The organism is Arthrobacter sp. Ms25 (genome assembly GCF_059090365.1).
In genome coordinates this window covers 234,363-246,121 of the sequence record NZ_JBNHFP010000004.1, presented here as the reverse complement: position 1 = coordinate 246,121, position 11,759 = coordinate 234,363, and the positions used below count along the sequence as shown (strand labels likewise).

Sequence of the window (11,759 nt, the reverse complement as noted above, 5' to 3'; positions counted from 1 at the left end):
GCGCTACACCTTAGCCCTCGGCGACGACCATCGCCGTGGCGACGTCGCCGTCGTGGCTGAGGGACAGGTGCCAGGTCTGCACACCCTTGCCTTCCGCCACGGCGGCCACAGTGCCGTCGATCTGCAGCTGCGGCGCCCCGGCGGGATCCAGCCGGACCTGGCAGTCCTGCCAGTTCATGCCGGCAGGGGCGCCGAGCGCCTTGGCTACGGCTTCCTTCGCCGCGAAGCGCGCAGCGAGGGAACGCAGGTTCAGCTCCCGTTCCGCCGGGGTGAACAGCCGGGCGCGGAGCCCGGGGGTGCGCTCGAGCTGGCGGCCGAACCGCGGCACGTCCACCACGTCGATGCCGATTCCGATGATCACCGAATAACGCTCCTTACTCCACTGTGACGGACTTGGCGAGGTTGCGAGGCTGGTCGACATCGAAGCCCTTGGCCGTAGCCAGTTCGCAGGCGAAGATCTGCAGCGGCACGGTGGTCAGCAGCGGCGCCAGCAGCGTCGGGGTTTCCGGCACATAGAAGATGTGCTCGGCGTAGGCCTTGACGGCGTCGTCCCCCTCTTCGGCGATCACGATCGTCTTGGCGCCGCGCGCACGGATTTCCTGGATGTTGGAGACCACCTTGGCGTGCAGCGAATCCCGCCCGCGCGGCGAGGGGACCACCACGAACACGGGCTGGCCTTCCTCGATAAGGGCAATCGGGCCGTGCTTGAGCTCGCCGGCGGCGAAACCCTCGGCGTGGATGTACGCCAGCTCCTTCAGCTTCAGCGCGCCCTCCATGGCCACCGGGTAGCCGACGTGGCGGCCGAGGAAGAGCACCGAACGGGTGTCCTTCATGAGCTGTGCCAGTTCCTTGATCTGTCCGGAGTTGTCCAGGACCTGCTGGATCTTGTCCGGCACCTTGGCCAGGTCCGCGAGGATGTCCTTGATTTCGCCCTGGAACTTGTTGCCGCGGATCTGCGCCAGGTAGAGACCGAGCAGGTAGGCGGCGGTGATCTGGGCCAGGAACGCCTTCGTGGAGGCGACGGCGATTTCCGGTCCCGCGTGCGTGTACAGGACAGCGTCCGATTCGCGCGGGATCGTCGAACCGTTGGTGTTGCAGATGGCCAGGATCTTCGCGCCCTGTTCCTTCGCGTACCGCACCGCCATCAGCGTGTCCATGGTTTCGCCCGACTGGGAGATGGCCACGACGAGGGTGTTGGAGTCCACGATCGGATCACGGTAGCGGAACTCGTGGCTGAGCTCGACCTCGACCGGCAGCCGGCACCAGTGTTCGATGGCGTACTTGGCCACCTGGCCGGCGTAGGCCGAGGTGCCGCAGGCCAGCACCATGATCTTGTTGATGTTCTTGAGTTCCTCGGGGCTGACCCGCAACTCATCGAGGGTGAGGCGTCCGTCGACGTCGGACCGTCCGAGCAGGGTGTCCCCTACTGCCTGGGGCTGGTCGTTGATTTCCTTCTCCATGAAGGATTCGTAGCCGCCCTTTTCGGCAGCTGCGGCGTCCCAGTTCACGTGGAACTCGGTGCCCTCGGCGGGCTCCCCGAAGAAGTCGGTGATGTCGACCGAATCCGGAGTGATGGTTACTACCTGGTCCTGGCCCAGTTCCACGGCGCGGCGGGTGAAGTCGATGAAGCCCGAAACATCCGAGCCCAGGAAGTTCTCGCCTTCCCCCAGCCCCACGACCAGCGGGGAGTTGCGGCGGGCGGCAACCACGGTGCCGGGGGAATCGGTGTGGACGGCCAGCAGGGTGAAGGCGCCCTCGAGCTGCTGGCAGGCGAGCTGCATGGACTTCGCCAGGTCTGCGTTGCCCTCGCCGCGGTAGATGGAGGCCAGCAGCGCTGCGGCCACCTCGGTGTCGGTCTCCGAAACGAAGACGGTTCCTGCGTCCAGCAGTTCGGCCTTCAGTTCGGCGAAGTTCTCGATGATGCCGTTGTGGATCACGGCCAGACGCCCGTTGTCCGCCAGGTGGGGGTGGGCGTTTTCGTCGGTGGGTCCGCCGTGCGTGGCCCAGCGGGTGTGGCCGATGCCGGTGGTGGCAGGCGTCAGCGGGGCGGATGCCAGTTCGGCCACCAGGTTGGCCAGCTTGCCGGACTTCTTGCGGTACTCAATACCGAGGGGGGTGAGGACGGCGACACCGGCAGAGTCATAGCCCCGGTATTCCAGCCGCCGAAGGCCTTCCATCACGACGTCGAGGGCGCCGTGCCCGCCTGCGCCTACACCCGGAACGGCGTCCGGACGGCCTGCATATCCAATAATTCCACACATAGCACTAAGCGTACCGGCCACCGCACCGGATGCCGAAAGCACAGGGGGCAAGGCGCTTTCGGCGGGTCTTGGCGCAGTTCGGGCCGTTTGGGTTTGCCTTGTGTTCAGGGCAGAATTCCTAAGGTGACCGAACGCCATGGAAAGTCCTCGGGGGCCCAGCCGCCCGAGAGCAGTTTCACCCCCTTCGTCGAACTGGACCGCCAGACCTGGTCGCGGCTGTCACATGAGATCCGTTCCCCGCTCAACCAGGAGGACATCCTTCGGCTGCGGGGCCTCGGCGAGCAGCTGAACCTCGACGAGATTCGGGAGGTCTACCTCCCGCTCTCCCGCCTGCTGAACCTGTATGTGGCAGCGGCCGGCCGCCTGCACAGTGCCACCACCACGTTCCTGGGCGAGAAGACCACCCGCACTCCCTTTGTGATCGGGGTGGCGGGGTCCGTGGCGGTGGGCAAGTCCACCACCGCCCGGGTGCTGCGCGAAATGCTGCGGCGCTGGCCGGACACCCCAAACGTGGAACTGATCACCACCGACGGTTTCCTCTACCCCAATGCGGAGCTGGAACGCCGCGGGCTGATGCAGCGCAAGGGCTTCCCGGAATCCTATGACCGGCGCCGGTTGCTGCGCTTCGTCAGCGAGGTCAAGAGCGGCGCCGAAGAGGTCCGGGCACCTAAGTACTCCCATCTGACCTACGACATTGTCCCGGGCGAGGAAGTGGTGGTGCGCCGCCCGGACGTGCTGATTGTCGAGGGACTGAATGTCCTGGCTCCGGCCCGGACGCGCGCCGACGGGCGTTCCGGCCTGGCGCTGAGCGATTTCTTCGACTTCTCCATTTACGTGGACGCCCGGACCTCTTACATCGAGGAATGGTACGTCCAGCGCTTCCAGTCGCTGCGCACCGGAGCCTTCGCCGATCCGGCGTCGTACTTCCACCGGTATGCGGACCTGACGGATGACGAGGCGCGGGATACGGCGCTCGGCATCTGGAAGCGGATCAACGAGCCAAACCTCATCACCAACGTGCTGCCCACAAGGGGCCGCGCCCAGCTGGTGCTGACCAAGGACGCGGACCACTCCGTGACGCGGATGCTCCTGCGCAAGACCTGAGCCGGGGCAGGGTCCGCTAGACCGCCGCGCCGGCGTTGAGGGCCAGGTTCGCCTCCACGGTTTCGGCAAGCCGGCGGGCGGTGCCGGCGGCCGTTTCCATGTCGGCTGCCTCGACCATCACCCGGACCACCGGTTCGGTGCCCGAGGGGCGCAGCAGCACGCGGCCGGTTTCGCCCAGCTCCTGTCCTGCCTGCTCGACGGCGAGCCGCACCGGCTCGTTGGTCTCGACGGCGGACTTGTCCACGCCCTTGACGTTGATGAGCACCTGCGGAAGCTTCTGCATGACACCGGCAAGCTCTTTCAGGCTCTGCCCCGTCCGCGCCACGCGGGCCGCCAGCTGCAGTCCGGTGAGGACGCCGTCGCCGGTCGTCGCATATTCGGAGAAGATGACGTGCCCGGACTGTTCCCCGCCGAGGCTGTAGCCTCCGCTGCGCATCCCTTCGAGCACGTAGCGGTCCCCCACCCCGGTTTCGACGACCTCGATGCCGGCCTCGCGCAGGGCGAGCTTCAGGCCGAGGTTGCTCATGACCGTGGCCACCAGCGCGTTGTCCTTGAGCTTGCCGGCTTCCTTCATGGCAACGGCCATGATCGCCATGATCTGGTCGCCGTCCACCACCGTGCCCTCGTGGTCCACGGCAAGGCAGCGGTCGGCGTCGCCGTCGTGGGCAATGCCCAGATCGGCGCCGTGCGCGGTGACTGCGGCCTGCAGCTGTTCGAGGTGGGTGGAACCGTAGCCGTCGTTGATGTTGATGCCGTCCGGCTCTGCGCCGATAACCACCACTTCGGCACCGGCGTCGGCGAAGACCTGGGGCGAGCAGCCGCTGGCGGCCCCGTGGGCACAGTCCAGGACGACTTTCAGTCCGTCGAGGCGGTTGGGGAGCGTCTGCAGGAGGTGGACCACGTAACGGTCTTCGGCGTCCGCGAAGCGGTGGATCCGGCCCACGTCGCTTCCCGTGGGGCGCATGCTGGGGCGTGCCATTTCCGCTTCGATGGCGTCCTCGACAGCGTCATCCAGCTTCTGCCCGCCGCGGGCCAGGAACTTGATGCCGTTGTCGGGGGCGGCATTGTGGGAAGCGGAGATGACGACGCCGAAGTCGGCCCCGAGGTCGGCGACCAGGTACGCGGCGGCCGGGGTCGGCAGCACTCCGGCGTCGTAGACATCAATGCCGGAACTGGCCAGCCCGGCCTCCATGGCTGCCGAGATGAAATCGCCGCTGATCCTGGGGTCCCGTGCAACCACGGCCACCGGACGGCGGCCCGGTTCCACCCGGCGGTGGCCGAGCACCACCGCGGCGGCCTGGGCGAGTCCGAGGGCTACCTCGGCGGTGATCAGCCCGTTGGCCAGCCCACGGACGCCGTCCGTTCCAAACAATCTAGTCATTACGTATCCTCAAGCAGGTTGTAGCCACAGCGGGAGCCACTCCGGCAACTTACTGGCCCATTCTGCCACCGGTGTACCCCCGTCTCCGAAACGGGAAAGCCCAAAGTCGCCGGCGGACCGGAAAATACCGGCCTCGTGTGTCCAATCCGACCTCCTGCGGCGCGCCTTAACGCCGGAAGGCAGCCGCCGTAGCGACTGCCTTCCGGTGAAACCCCCGGTGCTGAATCAGCTCTTGTCCAACCAAGCGCCAAACCGGCGCTTGTCGAGCGCAACCGGCGCTTGTGGAGCCAAGCGCCAAAAAGCGCCGAGGGCCCCAAGGGATATTCGCTCCAGCGAATATCCCTTGGATAGGCGCTTTTTAGCGCTTGGAGTACTGCGGAGCCTTGCGGGCCTTCTTGAGACCGGCCTTCTTGCGCTCGATGACGCGGGCGTCACGAGTCAGGAAGCCTGCCTTCTTCAGGGCCGGGCGGTTGTTCTCGCGGTCGATCTCGTTCAGCGAGCGGGCGACGCCCAGACGCAGCGCGCCGGCCTGGCCGGAGGCGCCGCCGCCGTGGATGCGGGCGATGACGTCGTAGGCACCTTCGAGGTCAAGAAGCTTGAACGGCTCGTTGACCTCCTGCTGGTGCAGCTTGTTCGGGAAGTAATCCTCGAGCTCGCGGTCGTTGACGATCCACTTGCCGGTACCCGGAACAACGCGCACGCGGGCGATGGCCTGCTTGCGGCGGCCGACGGCGGAGCCGGCGACGGTCAGGGCGGGGCGTTCCTTGACTGCGGTCTGGACCGAGTCAGAGGATTCCGAGGTGTAGCTCGTAAGCTCCTCGGTGTTGTCATTCAGCTCTTCAGTGTTCTGAGCCACGATTCTCCTTGAATTAATTTCTTAGTTGGCGGGCCAGAACTACTGGGCGACCTGGTTGATTTCGAAGGTCTTGGGCTGCTGTGCGGCGTGCGGGTGCTCGGCACCGCGGTAGACCTTCAGCTTGCTGATCTGGTCAGCAGCCAGGGAGTTCTTGGGCAGCATGCCGCGGATGGCCTTCTCAACTGCACGTACCGGGTTCTTTTCCAGCAGTTCGGCGTAGTTGACGGAGGACAGACCGCCCGGGTAACCCGAGTGGCGGTAGGCACGCTTCTGTTCGAGCTTGGCGCCGGTCAGGGCAACCTTCTCAGCGTTGATGATGATGACGAAATCGCCCATGTCCATGTGGGGAGCAAAGGTCGGCTTGTGCTTTCCGCGCAGCAGTGTTGCGGTCTGGCTGGCAAGACGGCCTAGGACAACGTCGGTGGCGTCAATGACGTGCCACTGGCGGTTGATGTCGCCGGGCTTCGGGGTGTACGTACGCACGGTGTTTGCCTTCGTTTCTTCTTCTTAGGTGGCGCGCCGCCCATGGATGCCATGGACAGTGCAGCTTCTCTATGCGTTACCGGATGGTCAGGTGAGGACTGAATTAACCAGTGGTCCTGATATCTCGGCTATTTCCCCGGGGCCAGGTGGCTCTGCAACTGAGCCGCTCCCGTGGGCATAGGCCTATCGAGGTAGGACACGCACAACGACTATAAACAATAGCCTGCTTACGTAGTCAGGTCAAAAGCTGCCGCAGCGCCCGGATATGGGATTTGCCCCTATTTTACGATGCCGGCCCGCTGATCCGCTATTCGCGGTGCGCCCGGGTCAGTTCGGCCCGGCCGCCCAGTTCCGCAGCCGCAGGGTAGCGGACCTCTTCGAGCACCAGCGGATGGGGCGGGGCCAGGAGCGACTTGGAGTCCCGGACCATGGCGGCAAGGCGGTCTGCCAGCCACTGGGGACGCCGCTCCCCCGATCCCACCAGCAGGGAACCGCCCACGAGGGAGCGGACCATGTTGTGGCAGAAGGCGTCGGCCTGGATGTGGGTGGTGATCATCCCGTCGACGCCGCGGCGGAAGGAGAACTCCTGGAGTTCGCGGATGGTGGTGGATCCGGTCCGTGGCTTGCAGAAGGAGAGGAAATCCCGCAGGCCCAGCACGCCTTCGGCTGCTTCATTCATCAGCCCGGTGTCCAGGGGCGCCTTGAACCACAGCGTGGTGTGCCGGGACAGCGGGTCCCGGTTCTCGGGCAGGTCGCAGATGCGGTAGCTGTAGCGCCGCCACAGGGCCGAGAAGCGGGCGTCGAACCCGGCCGGCGCGGGCGCTGCGGAGAGCACTTCGACGGCGCCTGCCAGGGCATCCACGGTGCGCCGCTGCATGCCTGCTTCCCGCGCCGCCATGGTGAGCTCCTTGTTGAGCACCCCGTGCAGCCGGCGCCGCAGGGAGACCCCCGGATCCAGGTCCCGTCCCCGGGCCAGCCCGTTCCATTCGGAGGCAGTGAGATCAAAGTGCACCACCTGCCCGCGGGCGTGGACACCGGCGTCGGTCCGCCCCGCAACGGTGACACGGACCGGACGGCGCAGCAGCACCGCCAGCGCATCCTCCAGCAGGCCCTGGACGGTCAGCAGGCCGGGCTGGGCGGCCCACCCGGAGAACGGTGCCCCGTCGTAGGCGAGGTCCATCCGGACGCGGAAAGGCCCGCCGTCCATTTCGGGGACGGCGGGCCTTTCGATAGTCATAGCACCCATATTAAGGGCACCGGGACGTCAGGGAAGAATTACTTCTTCTCTTCGGTCTCTTCGACTGCCTCGTCAGCGGAGTCAGCAGACTCAGCGGAGTCAGCGGATTCGGCGGAGTCAGCGGAATCTGCCGAATCAGCGGACTCGACCGGAGCCGGAGCGGCGGCGGCTGCAGCAGTGCTGGCCTCGGCCACAACCGACTGCTTGGCGGACAGCGGTTCCAGGACCAGCTCGATGACGGCCATGGGAGCGTTGTCGCCCTTGCGGTTGCCGATCTTGGTGATACGGGTGTAACCGCCGTCGCGCTTCTCGACTGCCGGAGCAATGTCGGTGAAGAGCTCGTGGACGATGCCCTTATCGGTGATCAGGGCCAGGACGCGGCGGCGGGAGGACAGGTCCCCGCGCTTGGCGAACGTGATCAGGCGCTCTGCGTAGGGACGCAGACGCTTGGCCTTGGTCACCGTGGTGGTGATCTGCTTGTGCTCGAACAGCTGCGCGGCAAGGTTGGCCAGCATCAGGCGCTGGTGTGCCGGGCTGCCTCCGAGGCGCTTACCCTTGGTGGGTGTAGGCATTACTTTTTCTCCTCAAACGGTGCCGCGCGGTGCTCAATAGCCCGAACGGCAAGAATTTGCTTCAGTTAGAGCTCGTCGTCCGAGTATTCGGACTCGTCCTCTTCAATAGCTGCGGCACGGGCGGCCAGGTCGAACCCGGGAGGGGAATCCTTCAGGGACAGACCCAGTTCGACCAGCTTTGCCTTCACCTCGTCGATGGACTTCGCGCCGAAGTTGCGGATGTCCATCAGGTCAGCCTCGGAGCGGGCTACGAGTTCACCCACGGTGTGGATGCCTTCGCGCTTGAGGCAGTTGTACGAACGCACGGTCAGCTCGAGGTCTTCGATCGGCAGTGCCATGTCGGCTGCCAGTGCGGCATCCGTGGGGCTCGGACCGATTTCGATACCTTCAGCGGCAGTGTTGAGTTCACGTGCCAGGCCGAACAGTTCAACCAGGGTGGTACCGGCAGAGGCGACGGCGTCGCGCGGTGCAATGGCATCCTTGGTCTCGACGTCGACGATCAGGCGGTCGAAGTCGGTGCGCTGCTCGACACGGGTGGCCTCCACGCGGAAGGTCACCTTCAGGACCGGCGAGTAGATGGAGTCAACCGGGATACGGCCGATCTCCTGGTCGCCGGACTTGTTCTGGCTGGCCGACACGTAGCCGCGGCCGCGCTCGATGGTCAGTTCGAGTTCGAACTTGCCCTTCGAGTTCAGCGTGGCAATGTGCAGGTCGGGGTTGTGGAACTCCACGCCGGCCGGCGGAGCGATGTCCGCAGCCGTCACCACGCCGGGGCCCTGCTTGCGCAGGTACGCCACAACGGGCTCGTCATGCTCGGAGGAAACCGAGAGGTTCTTGACGTTCAGGATGATCTCAGTGACATCTTCCTTGACGCCGGGAACCGTCGTGAACTCGTGCAGCACGCCTTCGATGCGGATGCTGGTTACAGCGGCACCGGGAATGGAGGACAGCAGGGTACGACGGAGGGAGTTACCAAGGGTGTAACCGAAACCGGGCTCCAGGGGTTCAATGATGAACCGTGAGCGGTTGTCGGCTACGACTTCTTCAGTGAGGGTGGGGCGCTGTGCAATGAGCACTTGCATTTCCTTTCAGCGAGCATCCGCTATATGACGCAACACAAATGGTGGAAACGACGACGACGGGTCTTCCGCGGGCGTCTTGGACGGCTTACAGCCAGCCCGGGACCGGCGCCCTCCGGCGGGCAGGCCACTTGCTGAAAGTGGCCTGCCCGCCGGGGTAACCGGAACCGCAGTGCTGCTTATACGCGGCGGCGCTTCGGGGGACGGCAACCGTTGTGTGCGCTCGGAGTGACGTCCTGGATGGAGCCAACCTCCAGGCCGGTGGCCTGCAGCGAACGGATGGCGGTCTCGCGACCGGAGCCCGGACCCTTCACGAAGACGTCGACCTTGCGGACGCCGTGCTCCTGTGCGCGCTTTGCGGCAGCTTCAGCAGCCATCTGAGCAGCGAACGGGGTGGACTTACGGGAGCCCTTGAAGCCAACCTCACCGGCGGAAGCCCATGAGATAACAGCACCGGACGGGTCCGTGATGGACACGATGGTGTTGTTAAAGGTGCTCTTGATATGCGCCTGGCCGAGCGCGATATTCTTCTTATCCTTGCGACGCGGCTTGCGGACCGCTCCACGAGTCTTGGGGGGCATTACTTCTCCTACAAAGAGTTTGGTTTAGGTGGCCCGGATTCGGGCCTGGCCGTAAGACCGCTTATTTAGCGGCCGGCCTTCTTCTTACCGGCAACGGTGCGCTTCGGGCCCTTGCGGGTACGAGCGTTGGTCTTCGTGCGCTGACCGTGGACGGGCATGCCGCGGCGGTGCCGGATGCCCTGGTAGCTGCCGATCTCGACCTTGCGGCGGATGTCGGCGGCCACCTCACGGCGGAGGTCACCCTCAACCTTGAAGTTGCCCTCGATGTAGTCACGCAGCTGAACGAGTTCAGCGTCGGTGAGGTCCTTGACGCGAGTATCCGGGCTGATGCCGGTCTCTACAAGGGTCTGCTCTGCACGGGTCTTGCCCACGCCGTAGATGTAGGTAAGCGCAATCACTACCCGCTTTTCGCGGGGAATGTCAACGCCAGCGAGACGTGCCATATCGGCGGTTCTCCTTTGGTTATTACCGGAGGTCTGAAGCAGTGCGTCCCTGTTGCCAGGTCCCCGGCCTCCGTACCGGGGGTATGCGTCACGCGTATAGACGCTGCACTGCCTTATTGAATTAACTACGCGTGGGCTGAATCCCTGATAAAGGGGCCCTCTTACCGGTGCCCTTGCGGACCTCGGAGCTAGAGAGGCTGATTAGCCCTGGCGCTGCTTGTGGCGCGGGTTCTCGCAGATCACCATGACTCGACCGTTACGGCGAATCACCTTGCACTTATCGCAGATCTGCTTGACGCTCGGCTGGACCTTCATGGTTTTCCTTTGCGTGGTTGCAGGGTTGAGCTTGAACTGTCAGCGGGCCGGCATGCCGGTGCGCTGACTGTCTTGGCAGCGGTTTATTTGTAGCGGTAGACGATGCGACCCCGGGTGAGGTCGTACGGGCTAAGTTCCACCACAACGCGGTCTCCGGGGAGGATGCGAATGTAGTGTTGACGCATCTTTCCCGAGATGTGTGCGAGCACAATGTGGCCGTTGGCCAGCTCAACGCGGAACATCGCGTTGGGCAGGGCTTCGTTTACCGAGCCCTCGATCTCAATGACGCCGTCTTTCTTGGCCATATCCTCCGCTAACGTCTGTGTTCCCGGCTGTGACGCCGGCAACGGTTTTTCGAATGTGGCCGTCCCTGCCCGCTTCCGGCCTCCGCATCGGCGCACAAGGCATCGAAAACGGTCAATCCGGGCACGAATGTAGAGACAACCAACAGATAACTCTACGGGAAGAGCCCCCATAAGTTAAATCGCCCGTGCTGTCCAGTTTCCGGCCCGGGTGTTTCCCAACGCAGCAGGCCCCGTTCCGGAAGGAACGGGGCCTGCTGCCGCGGTTCACGGCTGCTAGGGAATCGGAACCGGCGTGACACCCAGGGGCTCCAGGCGGGACGCCCCGCCGTCGGGCGCCGTGAGCACCCAGATGCCCTTTTCGTGGATCGCCACGGAGTGCTCCCACTGGCTGGACCGGCTGCCGTCCTCGGTGACGACGGTCCAGTCGTCGTCGAGCGTGCGGGTGAGGATCTTGCCGCGCACCAGCATCGGCTCGATGGCCAGGCACAGGCCCGGCCGCAGCTTGGGACCGCGGTGCCCGGTCCGGTAGTTCAGCACGTCCGGTGCCTGGTGCATTTCGGTGCCGATGCCGTGGCCGACGTAGTCCTCGAGGATTCCCAGCTTCGGGCCCGGGACGCTGGTGACGTAGTCGTCCACTGCGTCGCCGATATCGCCTACGAACCTGCCCTTGGCGGCAGCGGCAATGCCGTGCCACATGGCGTTTTCGGTGACCTCCGACAACCGCTGGTCCGCCGGGTCCGGCGTACCCACGATCACGGTACGGGCGGAATCCGAATGCCAGCCGTTCACGACCGCACCCCCGTCAATGGAAATGATGTCGCCGTCCTGCAGGACCCGGTTCCCGGGGATGCCGTGGACAACTTCCTCGTTCACTGACGTGCAGACCGTGGCCGGATAGCCGTGGTAGCCCAGGAAGTTGGATGTTGCTCCAGCTTCCTTGAGCACCCGGGCAAACACTGCGTCGATCTCCCGTGTGCTGACTCCGACGTCGGCGGCCTTCACTGCTGCGTCAAGAGCGGAAATCAGCACAAGGCCGGCTTCGCGCATGGTGCGCATCTGCTCGTTGGTCTTGTATTCGATTCGAGGCTGGCCGAACATGTGTCTTCTAACTTCCTAGCGGGATAACTTTGTGCGCGGACCGG

General features: G+C 64.9%; 14 protein-coding genes. 1 reads left to right on the top strand and 13 read right to left on the bottom strand.

The features are described from left to right. Positions 1-10 precede the first annotated feature (10 nt). Together AC5RT8_RS12720 and glmS are read right to left on the bottom strand one after the other, a co-directional pair. Positions 11-361 (bottom strand): holo-ACP synthase, encoded by a 351-nt coding sequence (locus AC5RT8_RS12720; RefSeq protein ID WP_494096067.1) that lies wholly within the window; start codon positions 359-361, stop codon positions 11-13. A gap of 13 nt (positions 362-374) precedes the next feature. Further along, positions 375-2,261, bottom strand: coding sequence for a glutamine--fructose-6-phosphate transaminase (isomerizing) (glmS, locus tag AC5RT8_RS12715; RefSeq protein ID WP_494096066.1), 1,887 nt, complete (start codon positions 2,259-2,261; stop codon positions 375-377). Positions 2,262-2,384: 123 nt separating this feature from the next. Between glmS and coaA the strand changes: the two genes are divergently transcribed. Next, positions 2,385-3,365, top strand: a complete 981-nt coding sequence (gene coaA, locus AC5RT8_RS12710; protein WP_494096065.1) for a type I pantothenate kinase — start codon at positions 2,385-2,387, stop codon at positions 3,363-3,365. A gap of 16 nt (positions 3,366-3,381) precedes the next feature. Here coaA and glmM read toward each other — a convergent pair whose 3' ends face one another. The 11 genes from glmM to map all read right to left on the bottom strand — a co-directional run bounded on the left by glmM (position 3,382) and on the right by map (position 11,715). After that, positions 3,382-4,746: a phosphoglucosamine mutase gene (glmM, locus tag AC5RT8_RS12705; RefSeq protein ID WP_494096064.1), complete on the bottom strand. Its 1,365-nt coding sequence runs from the start codon at positions 4,744-4,746 to the stop codon at positions 3,382-3,384. Positions 4,747-5,104: 358 nt separating this feature from the next. Continuing rightward, a complete protein-coding gene (gene rpsI / locus AC5RT8_RS12700; protein WP_494096063.1) occupies positions 5,105-5,602 on the bottom strand; it encodes a 30S ribosomal protein S9 in 498 nt (165 codons plus the stop codon). A gap of 39 nt (positions 5,603-5,641) precedes the next feature. After that, a complete protein-coding gene (gene rplM / locus AC5RT8_RS12695) occupies positions 5,642-6,085 on the bottom strand; it encodes a 50S ribosomal protein L13 (RefSeq protein WP_494096062.1) in 444 nt (147 codons plus the stop codon). 307 nt (positions 6,086-6,392) lie between these two features. Continuing rightward, complete coding sequence (locus tag AC5RT8_RS12690) at positions 6,393-7,322, bottom strand: tRNA pseudouridine synthase A (protein ID WP_494096061.1); 930 nt, start codon at positions 7,320-7,322, stop codon at positions 6,393-6,395. Between the two features lie 38 nt (positions 7,323-7,360). Further along, positions 7,361-7,894 (bottom strand): 50S ribosomal protein L17, encoded by a 534-nt coding sequence (gene rplQ / locus AC5RT8_RS12685; RefSeq protein ID WP_494096060.1) that lies wholly within the window; start codon positions 7,892-7,894, stop codon positions 7,361-7,363. Positions 7,895-7,959: 65 nt separating this feature from the next. Beyond that, positions 7,960-8,970: a DNA-directed RNA polymerase subunit alpha gene (locus AC5RT8_RS12680; protein ID WP_146361126.1), complete on the bottom strand. Its 1,011-nt coding sequence runs from the start codon at positions 8,968-8,970 to the stop codon at positions 7,960-7,962. Between the two features lie 182 nt (positions 8,971-9,152). Then, a complete protein-coding gene (rpsK, locus tag AC5RT8_RS12675; protein WP_049829160.1) occupies positions 9,153-9,554 on the bottom strand; it encodes a 30S ribosomal protein S11 in 402 nt (133 codons plus the stop codon). Positions 9,555-9,619: 65 nt separating this feature from the next. Continuing rightward, the gene (gene rpsM, locus AC5RT8_RS12670; protein ID WP_230021123.1) at positions 9,620-9,997 is read right to left on the bottom strand and encodes a 30S ribosomal protein S13; all 378 of its coding nucleotides are present in this window, start codon (positions 9,995-9,997) and stop codon (positions 9,620-9,622) included. A 201-nt stretch (positions 9,998-10,198) separates the two neighbouring features. Continuing rightward, a complete protein-coding gene (gene rpmJ / locus AC5RT8_RS12665) occupies positions 10,199-10,312 on the bottom strand; it encodes a 50S ribosomal protein L36 (protein WP_012397712.1) in 114 nt (37 codons plus the stop codon). A gap of 83 nt (positions 10,313-10,395) precedes the next feature. Further along, entirely contained in the window at positions 10,396-10,617 is a 222-nt protein-coding gene (gene infA / locus AC5RT8_RS12660; protein WP_055239372.1) for a translation initiation factor IF-1, read from the bottom strand. 273 nt (positions 10,618-10,890) lie between these two features. After that, entirely contained in the window at positions 10,891-11,715 is an 825-nt protein-coding gene (gene map, locus AC5RT8_RS12655; RefSeq protein ID WP_494096059.1) for a type I methionyl aminopeptidase, read from the bottom strand. Positions 11,716-11,759: the final 44 nt, after the last annotated feature.